Origin of the sequence: Actinoallomurus sp. NBC_01490, from assembly GCF_036227085.1 — a bacterium.
Classification (GTDB): domain Bacteria; phylum Actinomycetota; class Actinomycetes; order Streptosporangiales; family Streptosporangiaceae; genus Actinoallomurus; species Actinoallomurus oryzae.
On record NZ_CP109433.1, the window covers coordinates 4,149,214 to 4,174,171 of the forward strand.

Here is a 24,958-nt window from a genome sequence, read left to right on the forward strand (position 1 = left end):
GTCACCGAGGCCGTTCCCGCCGCGGGCTCTCGTACGGTCACGCGGCGAAGCTGACCTCGACGATCGGCATGCGGAGTTTGCGGATCAGCGGCACGTGGCCGACCAGCGGGGCGAGGGACAGCAGGCCGCGGCCTCGCGGGTAGCGCAGGTCACGGACGCCCGCGATCCGCGGGGAGTACTCCAGGATCTTCCGGTGCTCGCCGGGGTCGAGGCTCCAGTGCCAGGCCGGCGCCCGGTAGGCGGCGCCCGCGTCCGGCGCGTCGCTCCGGCTGCGTTCGGCCAGGAAGTGGGGGACGCTGTCGAAGACCAGCGCGCCGCCGGGGAACCGCTCCGCGCACGCCGCGATCAGCGATCTGACCTCCTCGGGCTGGAGGTACATCAGCAGGCCCTGCGTGGAGATCAGCACACCGTCGGCCGCGTCCACCTCGTCCATCCAGGTGAAGTCGAGCGCCGAGCCGGCGAGTGTGCGGCGGCGCGGCGGATCGTCGGGCAGCAGCCGCCGGCGGACCTCCACCGTCTCCGGCAGGTCGACGGTCAGCCAGCGCACCCGGCCGTCGTCGACGCGCCAGAACTGCGTCTCCAGCCCCTCGCCGAGCGCCACCACGGTGCCGCCGGGACGCGCCGTCGTGAACCGGCGGACCGCGCGGTCGAAGCAGAGGACCCGGAGCGCGTGCCACTGCGCCATCTTCGGCTCGCCGAACCGCTCGAAGGGAAAGTCGATCGCCTCGACCAGCTCGACGGCCCTGGGGTCGTCCAGCACGGCGTCCGGCCGGCGGGCCTCGGCGGCGCGATGGTAGAGGTTCCAGAGCAGTGTCTCGGGCACGCCGGTGAGCTCGACCTTGAGCTTGTCGGTCATCGCCCCAGAATGCCAGGCCCCCGCCGGTGGCGGGGGCCTGGCGAGATCGCCGGTCAGGCGGTGACGGCGATCCGCTCCTCGCAGGAGGAGGTCAGGTCGGTGAGCACCTCGGTCGCGCGGTCCAGGGCGGCGGCGATCCACGGCAGGCCGACCGGGTCCGGGGACGTGAGGGCGGTGAGCCGCTGCTCGTCGGTCTCGCCGTAGAGCAGGCTGGTCGCGACCCGGAGGCGCAGGGCCTCCGGCGCGTCGCCGAAGGCGCTGCCCGGCAGCACGCCGACGCCGTACCGGTCGAGAAGGAGCGCCGAGAGCTCGGCCGACGTGTCCACGCCGAGCCGCTCGCGGAGATCTTCGAAGTCCGGGTAGAGGTAGAAGCCGCCCTGAGGACGCGGCACCCGCGCGCCGACGGCGGTGAAGCGCTCGGCCATGGCGCGGGCGACGGTCTCGTGCAGCCGCCGGCTGGCCGCGACGCGCTCGACGACCTCCGGGGGCTCGGCGAAGGCGTACGCCGCGGCCTGCTGGGTCGGGCTCGACGCGCTGGACCAGATATCGCTGGCCACGCCGGCGAGCCGGTCGCGCAGCCCGCTGAGCGCCTCGGGCAGCAGGGCCACACCGATGCGCCAGCCGCCGACGGCGAGGTTCTTGCTCAGCGCGGTCGTGATGACGGTGCGCTCGGGGGCGTACCGTGTGGGGCACGGGAAGTCGGTGTTCTGGTCGAAGATCAGGTCACGGTAGATCTGGTCGGCGATGATGATCAGGTCGAGCTCGCGGGCGACCTCGCACATGCGGCGTACCGTCTCCGGCCGGGCCAGCGTGCCGGTGGGGTTGTCCGGGAGCGTGACGACCAGGCAGCTCACCGCGCGCCCGGCCGCACGCTCCAGCGTGACGGCCGCGCGCAGCGCGTCCGGGTCGGGCACGCCGCCCTCGCCGGGAGGCGTCGCCACGAAGATGGGTTCGGCGCCCATGAGCCGGGTCTGGGCGGCGTAGCTCACCCAGCTCGGGCGGGGCACGACGACGCCTCCGCCGATGGCGAGCAGCAGACCGTACAGGAGCGGTTTGCTTCCCGGGCCCGCGACGATCAGCCCGGGGTCGGCCGGCAGACCGCGGCGGTGCCAGTAACCCGCGGCGGCGGTGCGGAGGTCGGTGCTGCCGGCGACGGGACCGTACGCGCCACACCCGGCGGCGGTGCCGAGCCGCCGCTCGAGCGACGGCAGGACGGGCAGGCCCGCCTCTCCGAAGGCGAGGGGCAGCACCGGCAGCCCGCTTCGGCGTCTGTGGTCGAGGGTCTCGTTGGCGGCAAAAGTCGCGGAGATGGCGACTGGCATAGTTCACTCCCAAGGAGCTCTTCTGGCTGGTTGACCTGCGCGCGGCCGTATGTCTCCATGCTGTAGTGGAACGGTGCATCAGTACAAGCGAAGCTTTCCGCTGCCGGGCGTAAGCTGAGCTTATGCTCGACGTTCGACGGCTGCGGCTCCTGCGGGAGTTCGCCGACCGCGGCAGCATCGCGGCGACCGCAAAGGCCCTCGGCTACACGCCTTCCGCCGTCTCACAGCAGCTCGCCGTCCTCGAACGCGAGGTCGGCACCACACTGCTCGACCGCACGGCGCGCAGCGCCGAACTCACCGACGCGGGCCGGCGGCTGTCCGACCACGCCGACCGCATCCTGCGGATGATCGAGTTCGCCGAGGCCGACCTGTCCGAGGCCGAGCCGACGGGGCAGATCGTGCTCACGGCGTTCCCGACGGCCGCGGTGGCGTTCGCGCCCGCCCTGGCGCACAGCCTGCGCCACCACGAAGGCCTCACCTTCCAGCTCCGCCAGACGCGGCCGGGCGACGGTCTGCGGCAGGTGCGCTCCGGTGAGGTCGACCTGGCGCTGGTCGACGACTGGACCGGGCGGCTTCCGACGCGCGGGGGCGGCAGCCTGCGCTTCTCGCTGCTGCTGCACGACCCGCTCGTGCTCGTCGTGCCCTCCGGCCACTGGGCCGCCGACCCCGACCGCGAGATCGATCTGTGGCGGCTGCGCGACGAGCCGTGGCTGGCGGCTCCGGCGGGTGAGCCGTCACGCCAGGCCTTCGACCGCCTGCTCGCCGACGTGGGCGGCGCGCCACCGATGCCGTGGGAGTTCGAGGGGCTCGGCACGATCCTCGGCCTGGTCGCGCGGGGGGTCGGGATCGCCGCCGTGCCCAGCCTGGCGCTGACCGCGGCGGTGCCGGGCATCGCGGCCCGCGAACTGCCCGGATCGCTGACCCGCTACGTGTACGCCGTCGCCCGTACGGCGAGCGTGCGCCGGCCGTCGGTCGCGGTTACGCTCGAGGCGCTACGGGACGCCGTGGCCGAGATCGACGTCATGTCGGTGGGCCGCAGGGGCGGACCCGCGCAGAAGAGCGGGGCGTGACGCGAGCGGCTCGACCGGCGCCGGCCGCTCGGTCGCGGTCGTCCGCGGCTTCGGGGCCGGGTGCGATCCGGAGGAGGTCGTGGTGTGAGCGGCGTGGCGGACCGGCTCGACCGGCACTGGAGGAGGGGCCGCCTGGTCCCGGTCGTCTACGACTTCGCGGTCGAGCGCGAGCCGATCGCCCGGCTGGGCGGCCGGCTGCTGTGGGGCGCCGACATGCGCGTCTTCTACGACACCTTCGCCGAGGCGGCCCGGCTGCCGCCGGGGACCGCCGTGCTCGACGTGCCGTGCGGGGGCGGGGTGGCGTTCCGCGGCGTGCCGCGCGATGCCGGCCTGCGCTACGTCGCGGCGGACCTGTCGCGGCTCATGCTCGGCCGGGCCCGTGCGGAGGCGCGCCGCCGCGGACTGGACGCCGCGTTCGCGGGCGTGAGCGCGGACCGGCTGCCGTTCGCCGACGGGTCGTTCGACCGGTGCCACACCTACAACGGGCTGCACTGCCTCCCGGACCCGGCCGGCGCGCTGGCGGAGATGGCCCGGGTGCTGCGGCCCGGCGGCGTGCTGAGGGGCAGCGCGATGGTGACCGGGGCCGGCCGTCGCCAGGACGCCTTCATCGCGTTCCTGCGGGCACGGGGCGACTTCGGCCGGCCCGGGAGCCTCGCCAACCTGCGAGGCTGGCTGGACGGCGCCGGGCTGGAGTCCGCGGAGGTGACGGCCACCGGCGCGCTGGCGTGCTTCTCGGCGGTCAAGCCCGGCTGAGAGGCTGCCCGGAACCCCATGCCCTGCCCCGGCGCCCCGTTGTCGTCCCCACCCCACGGAAGAGTCGCCGGCCAACACCAGGCCGACTCCCTCCTCTGCCTCGCGGCGCCTGGACGCCGCTCGCGACGGGCGAGGGCTCCGGGCGGCCTCCACGCCGTCCGGCTCGTGCGGGGCGTACGGGCGTCCCTACACTTGAGCGCATCATGGCCGTGCAAATCGCTCCCAGCATCCTGTCCGCCGACTTCGCCCGGCTCGCCGACGAGGTCGCCGCGGTCGCCGACGCGGACTGGATCCACGTCGACGTGATGGACAACCACTTCGTGCCCAACCTCACCCTCGGACTGCCGGTGGTCGAGGCACTGCTCAAGGCGACGCCCGTTCCGGTGGACTGCCACCTCATGATCGAGGACCCCGACCGGTGGGCACCCGGATACGCCGAGGCGGGGGCGGCCAGCGTCACCATCCACGTCGAGGCGGCGAGCGCCCCGATCCGTACGCTGCGGGAGATCCGCGCCGCCGGCGCCCGCGCCGGCCTGGCGCTCAACCCGGGCACGGCCGTGGAGCCGTACGCCGACCTGCTCGCAGAGATCGACATGCTGCTGGTGATGACGGTCGAGCCGGGCTTCGGCGGTCAGCCGTTCCTCGACGTCGTCCTGCCGAAGATCCGCCGCGCCCGTGACCTGATCAAGGGCCGGGACCTCGACGTGTGGCTCCAGGTCGACGGGGGAGTGAACACCGAGACCATCGAGCGCTGCGCGGAGGCGGGCGCGGACGTGTTCGTGGCCGGCTCGGCCGTGTACTCCGCCGACGACCCGGCCGAGGCGGTCCGCTCCCTGCGCGCCCGCGCGGCCCGGGCGTCCGGCTAGCCTCGCGTCGCGCCGGGGACCGGTCCCAGGCCGCCGGGATAGCGTGCGGTGCATGGCGCACCGCGGCCGGCGGCCCGGTGCACGTCACTTCTCTCTCGGCGGAGCGTGACCGATGCAATTCTTTGCCCGACGCCTGGAATGCAAGCACATCGTCTGGGCGGGACCGCTGGTCACCACGGCGGCGACGTTGAACGTCGCCGACGAGCTGCGCGGCCGTTCCTGTCCGACGTGTGGCGAGATCGTGCGCAAGGTCGACTTCGTGGCGATCGAGAAGCCGTTGTCGACGTTCGACGAGTCGCCCGCGCCGCGCAATGCCGAGAACAAACTGAAAAAGACCTCGAACGCCGATGTCGAGAAGACCCGGCAGCGGTTAGCGGGATTGGGCGCGGAGGTCGGCGGTCTCGCCGCCGATCTCAAGAAGTCGGCGCTCGGGCTGGCCCCGCCGCAATGGCGCGACACATTGGCGAACATCCCCGTCGGTATTCTGCGAACCTACGAGCCCAACGCGGAATGCATCAGGTTCGAGGACTCCGCGATGCCGGCGATCGTGTTCCACCAGGGGCTCGCCGGTTATCTGTTCAAGATGAACCGGAGCATCTTCCCGCTGCTGCGCATGGGCTCGCTGGGCGGGGGCGCGATCAGGCGTTTCGTCGAAGACGGGAAGGCCAGGTCGGCACTGCGGGTCCAGGCGGTGGACACCGCACTCGAGTTCCTCGGCGTCGGCAGGCCGAGGTCCAAGGCCCTCGTGGAGATCCCCATGATCGCGAGGCTCCTGGAGATGCCGCTGACCAGGACCATGTCGGCTTTCGTGCTGTGCCACGAGTACGGACACGCGGTGCTGAATCACGCCGACGAGCTCCGCTCCGTCGGCCGCGACGCGAAGTTCTCCCTGCTGGAACGCTCTCGGGCGATGGAGTTCGAGGCCGACACCTGGGGCCAGGACGCGCTGATCGGCGCGTTCACCGGCGGGAAGAACCTCGAGCCGAGCCTGGCCATGCTGGACGACCTGTTCTCCGGCGACGCGTTCGTGGTGAAGCAGGACATCTCCCATGCCGCTCCGTGCGCGGCGCTGCTGTACTTCGAGTTTCTCGACGTGATCGAGGAGTGGCTGGTCCGCCGCGGCGTCGACGTCGCCGGGCAGGACGCGTTCACCCGGCGTCGCGCTCGGATGGCGGAGAAGACGGCGTCCGGGCAGTCGACCCATCCCTCCAACCAGGACAGGTTCCAGGCGCTTTACGCGCACCTGTCGGAGCACGGCAACTTCACCGCCCACACCTGGGTGGAGGCGTTCGAGATGCTGCTCGACGAGATCAAGGACGACCTCGACGATCTCATCGACAAGACCGGGGCGGTCCCGAGGAAGAGGCTGACACGCCGCCTCCAGCCGCGGAGCAGGGCGAAGCGCGGGCCGGGTTCCTGGCGCGACACCATCACCCACATCGACGACGACGATGCCACCCGCATCAGGTTGCAAGAGGCGTTGCGGAACGTGGAGGGACAGGTGCTGAGGCTTGACGAGGCCGAGCTCCGGCGCCACTTCGAGGCGCAGAAGGACAGGGCGGAGGCGCATTACCGGAAGCAGGAGTACGCCGAGGCGGAGCAGATCTATACGCGGATACTCGACTCCGGAGAGACGACCGAGTCGGTCCCCCTGTACCCGCTCCTGGGGGAGTGCCGCGAACGGCTCGGCGACCGGCAGGGCGCGATCGCCGCGTACCGCCGATGCCTGGAGATCGTGCCGGGCAGCGACTTCGCCGCGCTGTGCGGCTTCTCCCTGGGCCGGATCCTGCTGTTCGACGAGAAGGATCCGGCCGGCGCCGAGACCGCGCTCACCGCCGCGACCACGTCGCACGTCCTGGACATCCGCGCCCAGGCGATGTTCTGGCTGGGCACCATCGCCCACGGCCGGCGTGAGGTCGAGGCGGCGCTGCGGAGGTACCAGGACGTCTACGCGTTACGCGAGAGCGAGTTCACCCTGTTTCCCAGGCTGATCCCGCTCGCGGCCCTCAACATCGGCGGCGTGCTGGAAGAGCGCGGGCGGTTCGCCGAGGCCGCGAAGATGTTCGAGTACGCACGGGACCACCCCGCCATCGACCCGAAGAACCGCGCTCTCGCCGAGCAGCACCTGCGGGCGGTACGGGGGAGATGACGGCAGCGTCCTCGGTCCGCCGGCGGCGACATGGTGCCGGCTAAGCGGTGTAGACCGAGGCCTCGCCCTCGACGTGGCTGCTCAGGCGGCCCTGGGCGACCAGGACCTCCAGGTGGGCGCGGGTCTCGGTGGTCGCCAGCATCTGGTTGAACATGTCCAGTTCGTCGAAGTGGCGTCCTCTCCGGGTCCAGGTCAGCGCGCGGGCCGTCTCGTACGCCGTGCCCGAGCCGGCGGCGACCGCCGCGGCGCACGCGTCCAGGCGCTCGGCGTGGTGGTCCAGCAACGCGTCGACGCGGGCGTGCACGCTGTCGGTGACCGGCCCGTGCGCCGGCAGCAGCCGCAGGTCGGGCATCTCACGGACGACCTTGAGGGAGGCCAGGTAGGAGCCGAGCGGCGAGGACTCCGGCGCGCTCTCGAAGCCGATCGACGGGGTGATGTGCGGCAGCACGTGGTCGCCGGCGAACAGCAGCCCGGCGGTGAGGTCGGCGAAGACCAGGTGGCCCCGGGTGTGGCCGGGCGTCGGCACGGCCAGCAGCTCGCGGCCGGCCAGCGGCACCGGCACCCGCCCCTCGATCCAGTCGTCCGGCATGGCCCACTCGGACGGGTTGTGGCCGCCTTCCTTCCACACCGCCCGCAGCCGTTCGATGAGAGGCGCCGCGCCGCAGGCGTTCAGCTGTTCGAGCTGGGGGGAACGGTCGGTCGGGCCGGGCGAGGTGAGCAGCTCGAGGGTGGGACGCTCCCCGATGCCGAGGCTCACCCGCGTGCCGAACTCCCGGCGTACCGCGACCGCCTGCGTGTAGTGGTCCCGGTGCACGTGCGTGACCAGGAAGCGGCTGATGTCGGCGAGCCCGAACCCGATCTCCTTGAGGGAGGTCTCCAGCTGCCGCCGTGACTCCTCCAGCGACCAGCCGCCGTCGATCAGGACGAGGCCGTCGTCGTCCTCGATCGCGTAGACGTTGACCGCCCGGAGCCCGTCCGTGGGCAGCGGCAGCGGTATCCGGTGGACTCCAGGGGCGACCTGGAACGCTCCAGATTCGATCCACTCCGATCGCTGCGACATCGGCTCGGTCCTCGGCTTTCCGGCGTGCGGGGTTTTAGAACGTCATTCGATTAATACCGGACTTCCCACTCCGGGCACCACGGCTGGACCCGGTGAATCTCAACACTCTTCTCGTGGGGCGGTCTGGTCGTGCGGGGCGGGTCGTACGGTTGGGCGGGCCCTACGGGCCCTCAGACCGTGCGCGATCGGGACCTGCCGGGCGATCCGGCCCCGTGGCGGCGGATCGTACGGGCGGCGTCGAGGGGAGGCGGGGATGATCCAGGCGATCGGGCTCGGGATGGTCGTGTTCGTCGGCGCCACGGCTCAGCGGGTCACCGGGCTCGGCTTCTCGCTCGTGACCTCCCCGTACCTGGTGCTGCTGCTGGGCCCGTTCGACGGCGTCCTGGTGGTCAACACCTGCGCGGTCCTCACCGCGTTCATCGTGCTGACGCAGGTCTGGCGGGACGTCGATCCGCGCCGGGCCGCGTTGCTCATCGGCCCCGCGCTGCCGGCCGTGGTGGCCGGGGCCTGGATGGCGCGGACCCTGCCGGGGCCGCCGCTGGCGGTCGTCGTCGGCCTGCTCATCCTGTGCGCCCTGGTGGCCGTGGTGGCCAGCGAGAGAGCGCGGGTGCTGCGCGGCACGCCGGGCGCGGTGGCCGCCGGGGTCGGGTCGGGCTTCCTGAACGCGACCGTCGGCGCGGGCGGACCGGCGGTCGCGCTGTACGCGGTGTCCTCCGGCTGGGCCCAGCACCGGTTCGCGGCAACCGCCCAGCTGGTCTTCGGCGTCCTGGGCGCCGCCTCGCTCGTCGCCAAGGGCGGCCGGCCGTCGATGGCCGCGGCCGGCTGGACGACGGTCGCGGCCGGACTGGCCGCCGGCATCCTCGCCGGCAACCGCCTGTCCGGGCGCGTCCCCCCGGCGCGGGGCCGGGCCGCGGTGATCGCCTTGGCCATGGCGGGCGCCCTGCTGACGGTGATCAAGGGCCTGGCGGCCCTCTGACACGGAGCGGGCGTACGCGCGGAAGGTCGGTGGGGCAACGTGCTCTTCCTCACACAACGCGGGGAATGTCTCGCGTGGCACACTGGTTAGGAGTGTTCGTCAGCGTGCTCCGGGGTCGGTGAAATTCCGAACCGGCGGTTATAGTCCGCGACCCGGCCGAAACCATCGGCCGGTTGACCCGGTGGAATTCCGGGACCGACGGTCAAAGTCCGGATGGGAGGCAGCGCGCGGCCGTGCCCTGTTCGGGGCACGGTAGTGGCGTCGGCACCATCGCGCCGTCACATCCCGGAGCCTGGATCAGGAGGCCCGGGGTGACCGCATCTTCCGCCGAGGAGACGGCGATGCGCGACGCGATCGCCTTGGCGGCGCGCGCGCTCGGCGAGACCAGCCCCAACCCCGTCGTCGGATGCGTCGTGCTCGACGCGGACGAAACCCCTGTCGGCGAGGGCTTCCACGCGTACGCCGGCGGTCCCCACGCCGAGGTCGTCGCACTGCGGCAGGCCGGCGTCCGCGCGCGGGGCGGCACGCTCGTCGTCACCCTCGAACCCTGCGATCACCAGGGCCGCACCGGGCCGTGCAGCCAGGCCATCCTGGCCGCCGGCCTGCGCCGGGTCGTGTACGCGGTCGGCGACCCCAGCGACCGGGCCCAGGGCGGCGGGCGGCGGCTCGCCGAGGCCGGTCTGTCCGTCGAGTCCGGGCTGCTCGCCGCGGAGGCCGAGCGGGTCAACGCCGAATGGCTCACCTACGCCCGCCTGCGCCGCCCCCACGTGACCTGGAAGTTCGCCGCCACGCTCGACGGCCGTTCGGCCGCGGCCGACGGCACCAGCCAGTGGATCACCGGTGCCGCCGCGCGGGAGGACGTCCACCGCCTGCGCGCCCGCGCCGACGCGATCATCGCCGGGTCCGGCACCGTGCTGGCCGACGACCCCCGTCTCACCGTGCGCGGCTTCGAACCGCACGACCACCTGCGCACCCACCGCCGCCCGCTGCGCGTCGTCGCCGACACCCGCGCCCGTACGCCCCTGGCCGGCCGCGTCCTGAACGACGAGGCGCCGACGCTGGTCGCGGTCGCCGAAGACGCCGAAGCGTCCGCGCTGGAGTCCACCACCGCCGTCGTACGGCTGCCGCGCGCCCGGAACGGACGCGGCCTGGACCTGTCCGCCCTGCTCGCGGAGCTGACCGAGCGCGAGATCGTCTCGGTGCTCCTCGAAGGCGGTCCGTCCCTGGCCGGAGGGTTCCTGGCCGAGGGGCTGGTCGACCGCGTCGTCGCCTACCTGGCGCCCACGCTGTTCGGCGCCGGGGCCGCCGCCCTCGGCGACGCCGGGGTCGCGACGCTCGCGCAGGCGCACCACCTCGACATCGACGACGTCACCACGATCGGGCCGGACCTGCGGATCACCGCGACGGTACGCGACCGGCCGGCACCGTCTCGAAGGGAGAACTGAAGTGTTCACCGGAATCGTCGAGGAGCTGGGGGAGATCGTCGCGCTCGAGCGCGAGGGCGACTCCGCCCGGCTCACCGTACGCGGCCCGCTGGTCGTCTCCGACGCCGTCCACGGCGCGTCCATCGCGGTCAACGGGGTTTGCCTCACCGTCACCGACGTCAAGGACGACGCCTTCACGGTCGACGTGATGAAGGAGACCCTCGACCGCTCCTCCCTCGCCGCGCTGGGCCCCGGATCACCGGTCAACCTCGAACGGCCCGTACGCCCGGCGGACCGGCTCGGCGGCCACATCGTCCAGGGCCACGTCGACGGCGTCGGCGAGATCGTCTCCCGCGAGCCCGGCGACCGCTGGGACGTCGTGACGATCGGCCTGCCGGCGGACCTCGCCCGCTACGTGGTGGAGAAGGGTTCGATCACCGTCGACGGCATCAGCCTCACCGTGGTCGAGGCCCGCGACGACGCGTTCACGGTCGCCCTGATCCCCACGACGCTGGAGCTGACCACGCTCGGCCGCAAGCGCCCCGGCGACCCGGTCAACCTCGAGGTCGACGTCGTGGCCAAGTACGTCGAGCGGCTCGTCGCCGCCGGGAGCAGGCCATGAGCGAACGACGTGAGCGAATCGGGAACACGCGCCGGAGGATCACTCCTCCGATCCCGCGGGGTGGGGCGAAGGAGGAGGGCTCATGAGCTCCTGGGCGCAGGCGGGTGTCACGGTCCTCGGCGAGAAGGTGCTGTGGACCGACCTGCTGGGCAACGTGTTCTCCCTGGCGACGGTCTGGCTGGCGATCAGGCGCACCATCTGGACGTGGCCGGTCCAGCTCGCCGGCGCGGTGCTGCTGTTCACCGCCTCGGTGAGCGCGCACGCCCCCGGCAACGCCCTCAAGCAGGTGCTGTTCGTCGCGCTGGTCTCCTACGGCTGGGTGAAGTGGCTGCGCGGCATCCGCGAGAGCGACGGCCTGCCGGTGCGCCCGGCCACCGCACGTGAGCGCGTCGTGCTCGTCGTGGCGCTGGCCGCCGGCACGGCGGCCCTGGCGCTGCTGTTCGCGAACATCTCCTGGCTGCAGATCACCTGGTCCCCGACGGCGAACGCGTACATCTTCGCGGGCAGCGCGGTCGCGACGTTCGCGCAGAGCCGCGCCCTCGTCGACTTCTGGGTCATCTGGGTGCTGGTGGACCTCGTGGGTGTGCCCCTGGCGATCAAGTCCGGCCTGTACGTCTCCGGGGCGGCGTACGTGATCTTCTTCGTGATGGTCCTCGCCGGGTTCCGTAACTGGATCAACCAATACCGCCGGCAGCGGCGGTACGCCGAACTGGAGGCGGTGGCGGCATGAGTTTCGACACGGTGGAAGAAGCGATCGCGGATATCGCGGCGGGCAAGGCCGTGGTGGTGGTCGACGACGCCGACCGGGAGAACGAGGGCGACATCATCTTCGCGGCCGCCAAGGCGACCCCGGAGCTGCTCACCTTCACGATCCGTTACAGCAGCGGCGTGATCTGCGTGCCGATGGAGGGCGCCGATCTCGACCGCCTCAACATCCCCCTGATGACCGCGCAGAACAGCGAGCGGATGCGCACGGCGTACACCATCAGCGTGGACGCGCGCGACGGCGTGAGCACCGGCATCTCCGCGGCCGACCGCGCCACCACGATCCGGCGGCTGTGCGACTCGGCGACCGAGCCGTACGAGCTGGTGCGGCCCGGCCACGTCTTCCCGCTGCGCTACCACGAGGGCGGCGTCCTCCGGCGCCGCGGGCACACCGAGGCCGCGGTCGACCTGGCCCGGCTCGCCGGGCTGCACCCGGCCGGCGTCCTCGCCGAGGTCGTCAACGACGACGGCACGATGGCGCGGCTGCCGCAGCTGGAGGTGTTCGCCAAGGAGCACGACCTGAAGCTGATCTCCATCGAGCAGCTCACGGCGTACCGCAAGCGGACCGAGCGGGTGGTCGAGCGGGTCGCCGAGACGCGCATCCCCAACCGGCACGGCATGTGGCGTGCGGTCGGGTACTCCAGCTCCGTCGACGGCGGCGAGCACCTCGCGCTCGTCCTCGGCGACCTCGGCGACGGCGAGGACGTGCTGATCCGGGTGCATTCGGAGTGCCTCACCGGCGACGTGCTCGGCTCCCAGCGCTGCGACTGCGGCACCCAGCTCGACGCGGCGATGGCGGCGGTCGCCGAAGAGGGCCGGGGCGTCATCCTCTACCTGCGCGGGCACGAGGGCCGGGGGATCGGCCTGCTCGCCAAGCTCCAGGCCTACGCGCGGCAGGACGACGGCTCCGACACCGTGGACGCCAACATCGAGCTCGGCCTGCCGGTCGACTCGCGGGAGTACGTCAACGCCGCGCAGATGCTGGCCGACCTCGGCGTCCGGTCGGTGCGCGTGCTGACCAACAACCCGCTCAAGCTCGCGGGCCTGGAGGGCTTCGGCGTCGAGGTGCGCGGCCGTACGCCCCTGCCCGTCGTCGTCACCGAGTACAACCGTCGTTACCTCACGGCCAAGCGCGACCGCCTCGGCCACCACATCGGAGAGCTGTCATGAGCGGTATGGGACGTCCCGAAGCCCCGGCCGTCGACGCGTCCGGGCTGAGCCTGGGCGTGGTCGCCGCCCGCTGGAACGGTCAGGTCACCGACCGGCTGCTCGAACGCGCGCTGGCCGCCGCCAAGGAGTGCGGTCTGCCCGAGCCCGTCGTCGTCCGCGTCGCGGGCGCGCTCGAACTGCCGGTCGTCGCCCAGCAGCTCGCCCGTGATCACGACGCGGTCGTCTGTCTCGGCGCCGTGATCAGGGGAGGTACGCCCCATTTTGACTATGTATGCGATTCGGTAACGGCGGGTTTGACGAGGGTTGCCCTCGATGAGGGCGCACCCATCGGCAATGGCGTACTAACCTGTGAGACGCTTGACCAGGCACTGGACCGCTGCGGTCGGCCGGACAGCAGCGAAGACAAAGGATGGGAGGCGACCGTGGCCGCACTCGATACGGCACTGACCTTGAGGGGCCTGCGGCATCACGGTCACGCGCGGCATCACGCGGAGCATCAAGGCTCCTGAGTCTCCACGCCGCGATACCGATCTCTCATCCTCAAGGAAGGTCTTTTCACCGTGCTGTCACTCGTGCTTCCCAAGGGCTCGCTGGAGAAGGCGACGTTCGAGCTGTTCGACGCCGCCGACCTGACGGTCCGCCGTGGCTCCGATCGTGACTACCGCGCGTCGGTCGACGACCCGCGCATCGACCGCGTCCGCGTGCTGCGCCCGCAGGAGATCCCCACCTACCTCGAACAGGGGCTCTTCGACCTCGGCATCACCGGCCGTGACTGGATCACCGAGACGCAGTCCGACGTCGTCTCGCTCGGCGAGCTGAAGTACTCCAAGGCGACCTCCAACCCGGTGCGCGTCATCATGGCCGTGCCGAACGACGCCCCCTGGCAGTCGGTGGAGGACCTGCCCGAAGGGGTGCGGATCTCCACGGAGTTCCCGGCGCTGACCGAGCGGTTCCTGACCGAGCACGGCGTCAAGGCCCGGGTGGTGCCCTCGTACGGCGCGACCGAGGCGAAGGTGCCCGACATCGTCGACGCGATCGTCGACCTGACCGAGACCGGGTCCTCCCTCCGCAAGAACGGCCTGCGCATCCTCGACACGCTGCTGGTGAGCTACACCGAGCTGGTGGCCAACCGCGAGGCGTACGAGGACCCGAACAAGCGGGCCGCCATGGAGGACATCGCGCTGCTGCTGCAGGGCGCGATCCGGGCCCGCGGCAACGTCCTGCTCAAGCTCAACGTCTCCGACGCGCAGCTGCAGGACGTCCTGAGCATCATGCCGTCGATGTCGTCCCCGACGGTCACCCGGCTGGCCGGCGGTGAGATGCACGCGGTGGAGAGCGTCGTGGCCAAGCACGGCGTCAACACCCTCATCCCGGCGATCAAGGCGGCCGGCGGCTGCGACATCCTCGAGATCCCGATCAGCAAGATCGTCGACTGAGGTGACCGCGGCGACGTGGCGACCGCGCCGTGCCCGATTCATTCCGTACGTTCTTGCGGTGGTGGTCGTGGCCGGAATGGTCGCCCTCGCCGTGGGCATGCCGTCCAACTGGGGGCTCGGCGATCGGCTCGGCTTCGTCGTGGTCGGCCTGATCGTGGCGGGGATCCTGCACATCCTGGCGCGCAGCCGGGTCACCGCCGACGACCGCGGCGTGACGGTGGTCAACGGCCTGCGGACGCACGAGTACGAGTGGGCCGAGATCCTGGGCGTGTCGATGCCGGAGGGCGCGCCGTGGCCGACGCTGGACCTGGCCGACGGCTCGACCGTGCCGGCGATGGGCATCCAGTCCTCCGACGGCGACCGCGCCCGGTACGCGGTCGCCGAGCTCACCGCGCTGGTCCACGAACGCGGCGAGGCCCGCGAGGCCTGACCACGGCCGCTCCGCGTCCGGCGCGGGTTGATCGTGGCGGGGATCCCGCGCGTCCTCGCGCGCGTCCGGGTCACCGCCGGACGGCCGGGGGCGGTTCCCCTACGAGCGGACGTTCACCTGGACGATCTCACCTCCCGGCCGAGCGCGACGGCGGCGACCCGGCGGGCCAGCAGGCGGGCGGGGTCGATCACCGGGACGGAGACGCCGGAGTCGTCCAGGACCAGGACGAGTTCGGTGCACGCGGTGACGATCCGCTCCGCGCCGCGATCGGTGAGGGAGCGGGAGACCTCCGTCAACGCCCGCCGGTGGGCCGGGTCGGCGTCACCGCCCTTGACGGCGCGGATGGCGGCCATGACCTGCCGTTGGCCGTGCTCGTCCGGTTCGATCACCGCCACGCCGCGGCGCCGCAGCGCGTCCGCGTACAGGCCCGCGCGCAGAGTGCCCGACGTGGCGAGCACGCCGGCGGCGCGGACCCCGTCGGCCGTGAGGGCGTCGGCGGTGACCTCGATCATGCTCACCAGCTCCAGCCCGGCCTCGTCCGCCAGGCGCGGGACGAACGCGTGCGCGGTGTTGCACGGCACGGCGAGCACCTCACACCCTGCCCGCCTCAGGCCCTCGACGCCGTGCCGCAGGTACAGGGTCGGGTCCTCGCCGCCGCCGAGCAGGCTGTGGGAACGGTCGGGGACGCGGGGTCGCCCCAGATCCCGACGGGCACGTGACCCTGGTCACAGGTGGCCGCCGTCTCCTCCACGAGCTTGCCGTAGAAGTCGACGGTGGCCGCCGGGCCCATACCGCCCATGACACCGACCAGACGAGGCCCGCTCACTGTTCCTCCCCGACCAACCCACCCCGACCGATTCCACCGACGATGGCGCGGCCGGGAAGGGCGGAGGGCACCAGGGCGCCATCGCGGACCACGGCCTGCCCGCCGACGAGCACGTGCTTGAAACCGACCGATGATCGGGCCGGGGCGCCGTACGTCGACCTCGGCGACCTCGGCGAGATCGAAGACCACGAGGTCGGCGTCGTAGCCCGCCCGTACGCGGCCCTTGCGGGCCATCGCCGGGGCGGCGGTCTGGAGGAACGTCGCGGGCAGCAGCGAGCACCGTCGCAACGCCTCCCTCAGCGACAGCACGGCCGTCTCCCGCACCATCGTGCGCAGGAACCGCGAGAACGTGCCGGAGCTGCGCGGATGGGAGAGGGCATCGGGCGGCATGGCACGGTCGCCCTCGATGGGCCGGCCGCCCGCGTCCACGAAGGGAACGGCGTCCGAGGCGACCGCGGTGTCGTCGAGCAGCAGCGCACGCCGGAGCACGGCCAGTTCCGGTTCGCGGCCCTCGTCGAGGTAGTGGACGACGGCCAGCGCGCCCGGGGCGTCGCGCCGGATCCGCCGGAGCCGGTCCGCGTCCGCGTCCGCGTCCGCAGAACGCTCGCCCGTGGCCACGATGACCGGGTCCCGCCCGGTCGCCCGCGCCGGACTCCAGCTCCAGCGCGGTGGTGACCCCGTCCAGCGCCTGGAGCCGCAGGGACGGAATGGTCTGCGCGTGGCTGTGCAGGTCGACGAACCCGGCGGTGACCACGTGACCGGACACGTCCAGCGTTCGGGACGCCCGGAAGCCGGACGACTCGCCGACGGCCGTGATCGTGCCGCCCCTGATGGCGACGTCCGTGACCCTGTCCAGGCCGGATTCGGGGTCGACGACCCGCCCGCCGGCGAGCACCAGGTCGCAGTCGCGAGGCCAGGTCGTCGGCAAGCGCGCTCTCCCTCCAGGCGGGCCGGCGGCGGGCCGGGGACCTCCGCCGGCGCCAAGGATCGAGGGATAACGTGAGCGCGGCGTTCAGATGCAGGGATACGACACCTACGGACTACAGATGCAGGATTCCGACGTCGAGCCGCGGCGGTTGCTGTCGGAGACCGACCTCGAGATCATCGACGCGCTCCAGATCAATCCGCGCGCGAGCTGGGTGGACGCGGCGCGGCGATCGGTGCGGACCCGGTGACGGCGGCGCGGCGCTGGCAGCGGCTGAGCGACGCGGGAGAGGCGTGGACCACCGTCGCCCTGGGGCGGCGCGGGCTCCAGGCGATGAGCATGGCGTTCCTGGAGATCGACTGCGAGGCCGGGGCGGCGGTCGAGGTCGCCTCCACGCTCGCGACGGCGGAACACCTCATCACCGTGCAGCACGTCGCGGCCGGTCACGACCTGTTCGTGATCGCGGTCGCCGCGTCGATGCCGGCGCTGGCGGACCATCTGCTCACGGACCTGCCGCGGGTGCCCGGCGTGGCGAAGGTACGCACCCATGTCGCCACGCGCGTCTTCGAGGCGTCGCGCCGCTGGCGGCTGCGCGTGCTGCCGCCGCGGTCCGCGCGCACGCTGGTCCGGCACCCCGGGCCGCCGTCGTCCAGCCGGCCGATGGACGAGACCGACCGCCTGCTGTTCAAGGCCCTGCTCGTGGACGGCCGCGCGGGCTACGCGGACCTGGCGGAAGCCGTCGGCAAGCCCGAGCGCACGGTTCAGCGAAGGGCGTCACGCCTGGTCGCCGGCGGCGACATCGACTTCCGCTGCGACCTGGCGCGCGCACGCGGGCTGGCACTCCTCGGCGGTGCTGTGGCTGAAGATGCCGGACGGGCTGCTGGAGGAGACGGGGCGGGCGCTGCTCGACTGGCCGGAGACCCGGACCTGCGCCGCGCTCGCGGGGAGCCGGAACATGCTCCTCACGGTCGGCCTGCACACGGTCTCCGACCTGCACCCGCTGGTGGTGCGCCTGGAGGAGCGGTTCCCGTACGTGCGCATCGATGACCGGCAGCTCGTCCTGCGGCAGTCGAAGCTGTACGGGCGGCTCCTCGACCCCGCCGGCCGCTGCGCCGGCGTCGTCCCGGTGGACCCGTGGAGCCTGTCGTCGCGTACGTGAGGTTCAGCGTGGCGCGGGGATCGTGCCGCCACGGGCCTCCCGGCACAGCCGGCCCGCAGCACCGCGGACTCGCTGCGCCCGACCACCTGCAAATCGCCGATGGCCAGTGCGGGCAGGCCGAGCGCGGACACGACGGCGGTGATCCGGCCGACCTCGCCGCGGACGGCGGCCTCGTCACACCCGGCTCGCGGCGCGGGGCCGCCGAGCGTCGGCGTGATCAGGACGTCGATGCCGGCCATCTTCGCGGAGAACGCGGCCCGGACGGCGGAGAGCTCCTCGACGGCCCGGCGGTGGTCCCGGTGGCCGATCCCGGCGTCGTCGAGCTTTCGCCGTACGCCGGCGCTGTAGCTCGCGGCGTTCGCCGGGTACGTGCCCTCGTGGGTGCGCCGGGCCTGCGCGCCGACGATCGTCCAGTCCGGGGCGAGGATCTCATGCGGCAGGTCGATCTCACGGACCTCGGCGCCCAGGTCGGCGAACTCCCCGGCCTGCGCGCACCCGTCGGCGACGCCGACGACCAGCCCCGACTGCGAGCGCGGCGACTCGACGGCCGCACCGGACATCACCCCCCACACGCGTGCGCAGTCGGCGACCGAGGTGGCCATCGGCCCGACCACGTCGAACATCGGGGCGAGGGGCGCGACTCCCTCGGCCGGAACGGCACCGACCCTCGGGCGCAGTCCGACGACGCCGCAGCAGGCCGCCGGGATCCGTACCGAGCCGCCGGTGTCCGTGCCGAGACCGAACCGGGTGATTCCGGCGGCGAGCGCCGCCGCCGTCCCGCCGCTCGAGCCGCCGGGAGCCAGGTGCTCATGGCGCGGGTTGCGCACGTCGCCCCAGTGCGGGTGCTCGCTGGTGACGCCCCAGGCGAACTCGTGCTGGTTCGCCTTGCCCACCAGGAGCGCCCCGGCACGCTCGAGCGGTTCGACGCACGGTGCGGTGGTCAGCGCCTCCTCGGCTCCGTACAGGACCGACCCGCGGGTCGTGTGCAGGCCGGCGACATCGATCATGTCCTTGACCACGAACGTCCAGGCCCACAGTTCGGGCGGTGTCGCGGGCACCGGCCGGTCGCGCCGATGATCCGGCACATGCTGGCAGACGGACCCCCGCCCGCAAAAGGGGCGGGTGCGTCCGGCGACATCCGCGCCGGCCGGTGCGGGCCCGCGGTCACATCGCCAGCGCGTCCAGCAGGAGACGCAGGCGGGCGTTCTCGCGTTCGGGGCGGACGAGGGTGAAGATGCTGCGGCTGGTGTTCAGCCACGGCACGTCGGCGACCACGACGTCCGGGCCGTGCCCGCGCAGGGCGAGGTCGGGGACGAACGCCGCGCCCAGCCCCGCCCCGATCATGGCCATCGTGATCTTGAAGTCGTCGGAGTAGCCGGCCACCCTGGGGTGCAGATCCCAGCGGGCGAACACGCCGTCGAAGAAGGTGGCGTCGCCGGTGCCCGGGTGATGCATGATCCACCGCAGGTCGGCGAGCTGCTCGACCCGGTAGGGCGCCAGGTCGGGCCAGCAGCGCGGGAGGACGAGCTTGTAGCGGTCCTCGGCGTTCCAGCGCCGGTCCAGCGCCGACGGCCACGACAGGCCGATGTTGCCCACCTGGTAGACGATCGCCGCGTCCATCTCGCCGCCGGCGCCGAGATGCGGGATGAGCTGGGAGGACTCGGCGACCGAGACCCTGATGCCGGCGCGGTCGGCGGGGTCCATCCGCCGCAGGACACCGGTCAGCACGTCGGTGAAGCTGGGGAAGACGCCCAGATGCACCTGCCGCTCGCTGTCGCGGTGCGCGGCCTGGACGGTCGCGACCATGCGCTCGATGTCGATGAGCACGATCTCGGCCTGCCTGGCCAGCACCAGGGCGGCGTTGGTCGGCAGCACGCTGTGGGCGGAGCGCTCGAACAGCTTCACGCCCATCTTCCGCTCCAGCGCGGCCATCTGCTGGGAGACGGCGGACGAGGTGTACCCGAGCCGGTTGGCCGCGGCGGCGAAGGAGCCCAGCTGAACGACCTCACGGAGCGTACGCAAGTGCTCCGGTTTCAGCATAAGAGTTCCTTGTTCTCACGGCTGCTAAATGTCGTCTTTCTAGCGCTTTCGCCTTCTTTTCGCCACTCCTACAGTGATGGCCACTGTCACTCGAGCCCGTGAGGGTCGCACATGAGCATCCGCGTGTACCGCAACGCCGCCATCCGCACCGGAGACAGCGGCAACCCGTCGGCCCAGGCCATGGCAGTGGACGGCGAACGCCTGCTGGCCGTCGGCACGGAGGCGGAGGTGCGCGAGGCGGCGGGGCCGGGCGCGGAGCTGATCGACCTGGAGGGCGCCGCGGTGCTCCCCGGCCTCTACGACGCCCACATCCACACCGCGCAGTACGCCCAGAGCCTGGACGCGGTCGACCTGCGCGACGTGCGCTCGCTCGACGACGCGCTGGCGAGGGTGGCCGCGCACGCGGCGCGGCTGCGACCGGGCGCCTGGCTGTTCGGCGGCCGGTGGAACAGCAACACGTGGGATCCGCCGGCCCAGCCGGACCGCTACGCGCTGGACTCGGTCTGCCCCGAACTGCCGGTCGCGCTGCCCAGCGTCGACGGCCACACCGTGTGGGCCAACTCCGCGGCCCTGCGGCTGGCCGGTATCGACGCCGGCACCCCCGACCCGGTCGGCGGCGAGATCGTCCGGGACGCGAGCGGGGAGCCGACCGGCATCCTGCGCGAGTCGGCGTCCTACCCGCTGCGCGACCTCATGGTCTCCGCCGACCTGCGCGACCAGCTTCGCGCCGCGCAGGAGGAGCTGCTCGCGCTCGGCCTGACCAGCGTGCACGACATCGACGGCGAGGACTGCCGGGCCGCCTACCGGCAACTGCACGCGGACGGGGAGCTGAAGCTGCGCGTGCACAAGGCGATCCCGATGATCCACCTGGACACGGCCATCGCCGAGGGGCGGCGTACCGGGCAGGGCGACGACTGGTTCCGCACCGGCCCCGTGAAGATCTTCAGCGACGGGGCACTGGGCTCGCACACCTGCCACATGAGCGAGTCCTTCGCCGGCGAACAGGGCAACGTCGGCATCGCCGTCACGCCGTACGAGGACCTGGTGAAGCTGTTCGCCAGGGCCGCGGGCGCCGGCATCGCGGTGGCCACGCACGCCATCGGCGACCAGGCCAACCATCTGGTCATCGACGCCTACGAGGCGATCGGCCCCACGGCGGGGCTGCGGCACCGCATCGAGCACGCCCAGCACCTGCGGCCCGGCGACCTGGCCAGGATGGCCAGGCTGGGCATCGTCGCCTCGATGCAGCCGGTGCACTGCACCAGCGACATCGACCTGGTCGACTCCCTGCTGGCCGGGCACGAGCTGGCCTCGTACGCCTGGCGCGGGATGCTGAACGCCGGTGTCGCGCTCGCCTTCGGCTCCGACGCTCCCGTCGAGCACCCCGACCCGTTCGCCGCGCTGTACGCCGCGGTGACCCGTACCCGCCCCGACGGCACCCCCGCCGGCGGCTGGCAGCCCGAGCAGCGGCTGAGCATGGCCGAGGCCATCACCGCCCACACCCTGGGCGCGGCCTACGCCGCGGGCGAGGAGGGCCACAAGGGCGTCCTCGCGCCGGGCAAGCTCGCCGACTTCATCGCGGTGGACACCGACCCCTACCGGGAGTCGGCGGACGCGGTGCTGCGCACCCAGGTCCTGACCACCGTCGTCGGCGGCGACGTCCGCTGGCGGCGAATCTGAAGGAGCGCCCCCGTTGAACACCCGGATCCTCACCACGCTGACCGCGCTCGCCGCCGGCGCCCTGCTGGCGGCCACCGCGGCGTGCGGCGCCAAACCTCTGGACGCCGGCGCGTCCGACCGGAAGTCCGTCGTCCTCGACAAGGCCCCCACCGAGGAGAAGGCGGCCGGCGTCATCGACGCCATCACCCCCGACCAGGACCTGGCGGCCAAGGTGCCGTCGAGCGTGAAGTCCGGCGGGCTGAAGGTCGTCTCGTCCATCGGTTACCCGCCGATGGAGCTGTTCGCCACCGACGGTAAGACGCCGATCGGCTTCGACCCCGCCCTCGCCAGAGCCATCGCCCGGAAGCTCGGCGTCAAGGTGACCATCACCGACGAGGAGTTCAACTCCCAGATCCCCGGTGTGCTCTCCGGCCGCTACGACTTCGTCATCTCCTCGATGTCCGACACGCCGGAGCGGGAGGGCCAGATCACCTTTGTCGACTACGTACGCGCGGGCGCCGGGTTGCTGGTCAAGAAGGGCGACCCGGCCGGCATCGCCGGGCCGAAGGACCTGTGCGGCAAGACGGTTTCCGTGGTGGACAACGGCTCCTCGCTGAACCTGGCCGAGCGGTACGCCGCCGACTGCAAGAAGGCCGGCTCGGCCGCCGTGAACATCCTGAAGTTCCCCGGCGACCAGGAGGCCCTGCTCCAGGTCACCGGCGGGCGCGCGCAGGCCAGCATCACCGACTACGTGGTGGCCGCCAGCAAGGCCGCCGATCCCAAGCTCGCGGTCGACGCGGTCGCGCTCGACGGCACCGAGAGTCCATGGGGCATCGGGATCAGGCCGGACAACAAGCAGCTCGTCGACTCCGTCAAGGGCGCGCTGGACTCGCTCATCCGCAGCGGTGAGTACGGCAAGCTCCTCAAAGCGTGGAACCTGGACAAGCTGGCCGTCCAGTCCGCCGTGATCAACGGCGGTAAGTGACCATGCGCACCGAACCGATCGCCGACCCGTCCGGCACGCTCGTCCCCGTCGCGCGGACCTGGCACTGGGGCCGCTGGCTGGCCGGCGCGGTCGCGCTCGCGGTCGCCGGCTGGCTCGTCTACCTGGTCGTGGACAACCCGCGCCTGCACTGGGGCAAGGTCGCCGGATACCTGTTCAACGACCGGATCCTGGCCGGGGTCTGGGTCACCATCGAGATCTCCCTGCTGGCGACGGTCCTCGGGCTGGTGCTCGGCGTAGTGATCGCGATCGCGCGGCTGTCGCACAACCCGGTGCTCAGCTGGATGGCCACGTTCTACATCTGGTTCTTCCGCGGCACACCCGTGCTCGTGCAGCTCATCTTCTGGTACAACCTGGCGTTCCTCTTCCCGAGGCTGGTCCTCAAGATCCCCTTCACCATGATCGGCGTGATGTGGGACACCAACCAGGTGATGACCGGCTTCACCGCGGCCATGCTCGGCCTCGGGCTGAACCTGGCGGCCTACTTCGCCGAGACCGTACGCGCCGGCATCCAGGCCGTCGACCACGGCCAGACCGAGGCGGCGTACGCACTCGGCATGACCCCGGCCAAGCGCATGCGGGTCATCGTCCTGCCGCAGGCGCTGCGCATCATCATCCCGCCGACGGGCAACGAGTTCATCTCCATGCTGAAGACCACCTCGCTGGTCTACGTGGTCGCCGGGCACGACCTGATGACCAATGCCAGCCAGATCTACAAGGCGAACAATCTGATCATGGAGCTACTGATCGTGGCGAGCCTGTGGTACATGCTCATGACCGCCGTGGCGACGTTCCTGCAGGGCAGGCTGGAGCGCCGGTTCGGGTCCGACGCCGTACGGCTGGCGCGCGGTGGCGGGCTGGCGGCCCGGGTCCTGCCGAAGGTGGCCGCGTGAACGCCGTCGTGCAGGCCTCGGGCGTCCGGATGAGCTACGGAGACGCGCAGGTCCTCAACGGGGTGGACTTCACCGTGGCCTCCGGCGAGGTGAGCTGCATCATCGGCCCGTCGGGCTCGGGGAAGTCCACGTTCCTGCGGTGTGTCAACGGCCTGGAGCCGGTGCTCGGCGGCAGCCTGCGGGTGCTCGGCGAGGAGGTCGGCCACAGCCTGCGCGACGGCCGGTACCACCCGTGGACGCCCAAGGAGTTCGCCGCCTTCCGCAGGAACATCGGCATGGTGTTCCAGCGTTTCAACCTGTTCGCCCACCAGAGCGCGCTGGACAACGTCGCCTGCGGCCCCATCCACGTGCTGGGCACACCGCCGGACCGGGCGCGGAAGCTGGCGATGGAGCACCTGGACCGGGTCGGCCTCGCCGACCATGCGCACAAGCGGCCCCGCCAGCTGTCCGGCGGCCAGCAGCAGCGGGTGGCGATCGCCAGGGCGCTGGCGATGAACCCGGCGCTGATGCTGTTCGACGAGCCGACCTCCGCGCTGGACCCCGAACTCGTCGACGAGGTCCTTGAGGTCATGAAGAGGCTCGCCGCCGAGGGCATGACGATGCTCGTGGTGACCCACGAGATCGCCTTCGCGAGGGAGGTCGGCGACCGGCTGTCCTTCTTCGCGGACGGCGTGGTCGTCGAGCACGACCGTCCCGGCGCGCTCCTGGCCGGCCCCCGGCACGACCGGACCAGGGCGTTCCTGTCCAGCGTGCTCAGCTCCAGGACTGAATGACCCCGCCCGTCGGCCAGGCCCCTTCCGCCCGGGGGCGATGGGGGTCTCACAAACAGTGAGGCTGATCGGGTTACAAGGGACGTCGAGGTGACGCTTCGCCTTTTTGCCGGCGAGCTTCGGATGCGGGCTGAGTGCCGCGCGAAGAAACGGCGCCCGGTAGCCGGCGGGGGCTAGACTGCGCGGGTACGCCTTTGTCGTCAGGGGTCGGGATGAACGGTCACATCACCCGCCGTCGACGGCTTTTCGTGCTCCTGGCTGGTTTCTTCGGCTTCGTCACGTCCGCGTCCGTCGCGGCGCTTCCCGGAACCGCGATCGTTCAGGGCCTCAGTACGACCACTGCGGCCGCCGCGGACTCTCCGGGCTTCCGGGGCTCCACGGCGCCGGGCACCGCTCTTGGCCGTGGTCACCGTTCTTCGGAACGGCCCGTCGCCATCTCCCTGACCATCGCCCGCTCGCCCGGCGCGGTGTCCACCGGAGCGCTGCCCGCGGCCCGGCGTTCGATCGAGGCCGCCCGCAGCGCTGCGCAGCGGAACGCCGCCTCGGCGCAGCACGCGACCGATCACGTCCAGCCGCAGACCGCCGGCACTCTCCCGTCTCGCGGTCCCCTGACCGGCGCCGACCCGCGCCCGGCCGGCGTCGCGGCCGAACCCGCCATCGTTCGGCCGGCCGTACCCGCCTCCGACGTTCAGGTCCGGGGCCCACCCTCCAGCACGGGTTCTCACGCGCTCAGCCGTTGACCGCGGCGTCCACCGGGACGCTGCGGCGTTCCCGTATGGAGGCC

Annotated in this window: 25 protein-coding genes, 1 pseudogene and 1 riboswitch; of the genes and pseudogenes, 19 read left to right on the top strand and 7 right to left on the bottom strand. The window is 72.2% G+C overall.

Annotation, left to right across the window (positions count from 1 at the left end):
- Positions 1-37: 37 nt before the first annotated feature.
- Both OG417_RS19890 and OG417_RS19895 read right to left on the bottom strand, forming a co-directional pair.
- On the bottom strand, positions 38-856 hold the full coding sequence (locus tag OG417_RS19890; protein ID WP_329258021.1) for a class I SAM-dependent methyltransferase: 819 nt from the start codon (positions 854-856) through the stop codon (positions 38-40).
- Positions 857-909: 53 nt separating this feature from the next.
- Positions 910-2,178 (bottom strand): pyridoxal phosphate-dependent aminotransferase, encoded by a 1,269-nt coding sequence (locus OG417_RS19895; RefSeq protein WP_329258024.1) that lies wholly within the window; start codon positions 2,176-2,178, stop codon positions 910-912.
- 122 nt (positions 2,179-2,300) lie between these two features.
- Between OG417_RS19895 and OG417_RS19900 the strand changes: the two genes are divergently transcribed.
- From OG417_RS19900 to OG417_RS19915, 4 genes are all read left to right on the top strand, one after another.
- A complete protein-coding gene (locus OG417_RS19900) occupies positions 2,301-3,248 on the top strand; it encodes a LysR family transcriptional regulator (protein WP_329258027.1) in 948 nt (315 codons plus the stop codon).
- Between the two features lie 84 nt (positions 3,249-3,332).
- A complete protein-coding gene (locus OG417_RS19905; protein ID WP_329258030.1) occupies positions 3,333-4,001 on the top strand; it encodes a class I SAM-dependent methyltransferase in 669 nt (222 codons plus the stop codon).
- Between the two features lie 203 nt (positions 4,002-4,204).
- On the top strand, positions 4,205-4,867 hold the full coding sequence (rpe, locus tag OG417_RS19910) for a ribulose-phosphate 3-epimerase (RefSeq protein ID WP_329258033.1): 663 nt from the start codon (positions 4,205-4,207) through the stop codon (positions 4,865-4,867).
- 112 nt (positions 4,868-4,979) lie between these two features.
- Complete coding sequence (locus OG417_RS19915) at positions 4,980-7,016, top strand: tetratricopeptide repeat protein (RefSeq protein ID WP_329258036.1); 2,037 nt, start codon at positions 4,980-4,982, stop codon at positions 7,014-7,016.
- A gap of 40 nt (positions 7,017-7,056) precedes the next feature.
- Here OG417_RS19915 and OG417_RS19920 read toward each other — a convergent pair whose 3' ends face one another.
- A complete protein-coding gene (locus OG417_RS19920) occupies positions 7,057-8,076 on the bottom strand; it encodes an MBL fold metallo-hydrolase (protein WP_329258039.1) in 1,020 nt (339 codons plus the stop codon).
- A gap of 253 nt (positions 8,077-8,329) precedes the next feature.
- Between OG417_RS19920 and OG417_RS19925 the strand changes: the two genes are divergently transcribed.
- The 8 genes from OG417_RS19925 to OG417_RS19960 all read left to right on the top strand — a co-directional run bounded on the left by OG417_RS19925 (position 8,330) and on the right by OG417_RS19960 (position 14,899).
- Positions 8,330-9,052 (top strand): sulfite exporter TauE/SafE family protein, encoded by a 723-nt coding sequence (locus OG417_RS19925; RefSeq protein WP_329258041.1) that lies wholly within the window; start codon positions 8,330-8,332, stop codon positions 9,050-9,052.
- A 100-nt stretch (positions 9,053-9,152) separates the two neighbouring features.
- Positions 9,153-9,283, top strand: a riboswitch (FMN riboswitch).
- Positions 9,284-9,363: 80 nt separating this feature from the next.
- On the top strand, positions 9,364-10,497 hold the full coding sequence (gene ribD, locus OG417_RS19930) for a bifunctional diaminohydroxyphosphoribosylaminopyrimidine deaminase/5-amino-6-(5-phosphoribosylamino)uracil reductase RibD (RefSeq protein ID WP_329258043.1): 1,134 nt from the start codon (positions 9,364-9,366) through the stop codon (positions 10,495-10,497).
- Between the two features lies 1 nt (position 10,498).
- Positions 10,499-11,098 carry a riboflavin synthase gene (locus OG417_RS19935; protein WP_329258046.1) on the top strand — a complete coding sequence of 200 codons (600 nt, stop codon included), beginning with the start codon at positions 10,499-10,501 and terminating at the stop codon, positions 11,096-11,098.
- 82 nt (positions 11,099-11,180) lie between these two features.
- Positions 11,181-11,828 (top strand): nicotinamide mononucleotide transporter family protein, encoded by a 648-nt coding sequence (locus OG417_RS19940; protein ID WP_329258048.1) that lies wholly within the window; start codon positions 11,181-11,183, stop codon positions 11,826-11,828.
- A complete protein-coding gene (locus OG417_RS19945; protein ID WP_329258051.1) occupies positions 11,825-13,033 on the top strand; it encodes a bifunctional 3,4-dihydroxy-2-butanone-4-phosphate synthase/GTP cyclohydrolase II in 1,209 nt (402 codons plus the stop codon). The genes OG417_RS19940 and OG417_RS19945 overlap by 4 nt, the downstream gene beginning before the upstream one ends.
- Entirely contained in the window at positions 13,030-13,542 is a 513-nt protein-coding gene (gene ribH / locus OG417_RS19950) for a 6,7-dimethyl-8-ribityllumazine synthase (RefSeq protein WP_329258054.1), read from the top strand. Before OG417_RS19945 ends, ribH begins: the two co-directional genes overlap by 4 nt.
- 51 nt (positions 13,543-13,593) lie before the next feature.
- On the top strand, positions 13,594-14,469 hold the full coding sequence (gene hisG / locus OG417_RS19955; protein ID WP_329258057.1) for an ATP phosphoribosyltransferase: 876 nt from the start codon (positions 13,594-13,596) through the stop codon (positions 14,467-14,469).
- 58 nt (positions 14,470-14,527) lie between these two features.
- Positions 14,528-14,899, top strand: a complete 372-nt coding sequence (locus tag OG417_RS19960) for a PH domain-containing protein (protein ID WP_329258060.1) — start codon at positions 14,528-14,530, stop codon at positions 14,897-14,899.
- A gap of 113 nt (positions 14,900-15,012) precedes the next feature.
- Here OG417_RS19960 and OG417_RS19965 read toward each other — a convergent pair whose 3' ends face one another.
- Both OG417_RS19965 and OG417_RS19970 read right to left on the bottom strand, forming a co-directional pair.
- A complete protein-coding gene (locus OG417_RS19965; RefSeq protein WP_329262405.1) occupies positions 15,013-15,600 on the bottom strand; it encodes an aspartate/glutamate racemase family protein in 588 nt (195 codons plus the stop codon).
- Entirely contained in the window at positions 15,507-16,343 is an 837-nt protein-coding gene (locus tag OG417_RS19970; RefSeq protein ID WP_329258062.1) for a hypothetical protein, read from the bottom strand. Before OG417_RS19970 ends, OG417_RS19965 begins: the two co-directional genes overlap by 94 nt.
- A gap of 428 nt (positions 16,344-16,771) precedes the next feature.
- Here OG417_RS19970 and OG417_RS19975 point away from each other — a divergent pair, with 428 nt between their 5' ends.
- On the top strand, positions 16,772-16,900 hold the full coding sequence (locus tag OG417_RS19975; RefSeq protein WP_329258065.1) for a hypothetical protein: 129 nt from the start codon (positions 16,772-16,774) through the stop codon (positions 16,898-16,900).
- An 89-nt stretch (positions 16,901-16,989) separates the two neighbouring features.
- Positions 16,990-17,385: pseudogene (locus OG417_RS54360) on the top strand (Lrp/AsnC ligand binding domain-containing protein); the annotation flags it as partial.
- Positions 17,386-17,424: 39 nt separating this feature from the next.
- Here OG417_RS54360 and OG417_RS19985 read toward each other — a convergent pair.
- Positions 17,425-18,894, bottom strand: a complete 1,470-nt coding sequence (locus OG417_RS19985) for an amidase (protein WP_329258072.1) — start codon at positions 18,892-18,894, stop codon at positions 17,425-17,427.
- A 79-nt stretch (positions 18,895-18,973) separates the two neighbouring features.
- Positions 18,974-19,849: a LysR family transcriptional regulator gene (locus tag OG417_RS19990; RefSeq protein ID WP_329258075.1), complete on the bottom strand. Its 876-nt coding sequence runs from the start codon at positions 19,847-19,849 to the stop codon at positions 18,974-18,976.
- Positions 19,850-19,960: 111 nt separating this feature from the next.
- Between OG417_RS19990 and OG417_RS19995 the strand changes: the two genes are divergently transcribed.
- The 5 genes from OG417_RS19995 to OG417_RS20015 all read left to right on the top strand — a co-directional run bounded on the left by OG417_RS19995 (position 19,961) and on the right by OG417_RS20015 (position 24,914).
- Positions 19,961-21,529, top strand: a complete 1,569-nt coding sequence (locus OG417_RS19995) for an amidohydrolase (protein WP_329258078.1) — start codon at positions 19,961-19,963, stop codon at positions 21,527-21,529.
- Positions 21,530-21,542: 13 nt separating this feature from the next.
- Positions 21,543-22,493 (top strand): ABC transporter substrate-binding protein, encoded by a 951-nt coding sequence (locus OG417_RS20000; protein ID WP_329258082.1) that lies wholly within the window; start codon positions 21,543-21,545, stop codon positions 22,491-22,493.
- 2 nt (positions 22,494-22,495) lie between these two features.
- Positions 22,496-23,404, top strand: a complete 909-nt coding sequence (locus OG417_RS20005) for an amino acid ABC transporter permease (protein WP_329258085.1) — start codon at positions 22,496-22,498, stop codon at positions 23,402-23,404.
- 29 nt (positions 23,405-23,433) lie between these two features.
- Positions 23,434-24,177, top strand: a complete 744-nt coding sequence (locus OG417_RS20010) for an amino acid ABC transporter ATP-binding protein (protein WP_329262407.1) — start codon at positions 23,434-23,436, stop codon at positions 24,175-24,177.
- 209 nt (positions 24,178-24,386) lie between these two features.
- Positions 24,387-24,914 carry a hypothetical protein gene (locus OG417_RS20015; RefSeq protein ID WP_329258088.1) on the top strand — a complete coding sequence of 176 codons (528 nt, stop codon included), beginning with the start codon at positions 24,387-24,389 and terminating at the stop codon, positions 24,912-24,914.
- Positions 24,915-24,958 lie beyond the last annotated feature (44 nt).

Excerpts from the sequence above, each read along its gene's own strand:
- OG417_RS19925 (WP_329258041.1), top strand. The coding sequence starts at position 8,330 with ATGATCCAGGCGATCGGGCTCGGGATGGTCGTGTTCGTCGGCGCCACG.
- ribH (WP_329258054.1), top strand. The coding sequence starts at position 13,030 with ATGAGCGGTATGGGACGTCCCGAAGCCCCGGCCGTCGACGCGTCCGGG.
- OG417_RS20015 (WP_329258088.1), top strand. The coding sequence starts at position 24,387 with ATGAACGGTCACATCACCCGCCGTCGACGGCTTTTCGTGCTCCTGGCT.
- OG417_RS20005 (WP_329258085.1), top strand. The coding sequence starts at position 22,496 with ATGCGCACCGAACCGATCGCCGACCCGTCCGGCACGCTCGTCCCCGTC.
- OG417_RS20010 (WP_329262407.1), top strand. The coding sequence starts at position 23,434 with ATGAGCTACGGAGACGCGCAGGTCCTCAACGGGGTGGACTTCACCGTG.
- OG417_RS19975 (WP_329258065.1), top strand. The coding sequence starts at position 16,772 with ATGCAGGATTCCGACGTCGAGCCGCGGCGGTTGCTGTCGGAGACCGAC.
- OG417_RS19890 (WP_329258021.1), bottom strand. The coding sequence starts at position 856 with ATGACCGACAAGCTCAAGGTCGAGCTCACCGGCGTGCCCGAGACACTG.
- OG417_RS19945 (WP_329258051.1), top strand. The coding sequence starts at position 11,825 with ATGAGTTTCGACACGGTGGAAGAAGCGATCGCGGATATCGCGGCGGGC.
- OG417_RS19900 (WP_329258027.1), top strand. The coding sequence starts at position 2,301 with ATGCTCGACGTTCGACGGCTGCGGCTCCTGCGGGAGTTCGCCGACCGC.
- OG417_RS19995 (WP_329258078.1), top strand. The coding sequence starts at position 19,961 with ATGAGCATCCGCGTGTACCGCAACGCCGCCATCCGCACCGGAGACAGC.
- OG417_RS19895 (WP_329258024.1), bottom strand. The coding sequence starts at position 2,178 with ATGCCAGTCGCCATCTCCGCGACTTTTGCCGCCAACGAGACCCTCGAC.
- OG417_RS19915 (WP_329258036.1), top strand. The coding sequence starts at position 4,980 with ATGCAATTCTTTGCCCGACGCCTGGAATGCAAGCACATCGTCTGGGCG.
- rpe (WP_329258033.1), top strand. The coding sequence starts at position 4,205 with ATGGCCGTGCAAATCGCTCCCAGCATCCTGTCCGCCGACTTCGCCCGG.
- OG417_RS19940 (WP_329258048.1), top strand. The coding sequence starts at position 11,181 with ATGAGCTCCTGGGCGCAGGCGGGTGTCACGGTCCTCGGCGAGAAGGTG.
- OG417_RS19990 (WP_329258075.1), bottom strand. The coding sequence starts at position 19,849 with ATGCTGAAACCGGAGCACTTGCGTACGCTCCGTGAGGTCGTTCAGCTG.
- OG417_RS19920 (WP_329258039.1), bottom strand. The coding sequence starts at position 8,076 with ATGTCGCAGCGATCGGAGTGGATCGAATCTGGAGCGTTCCAGGTCGCC.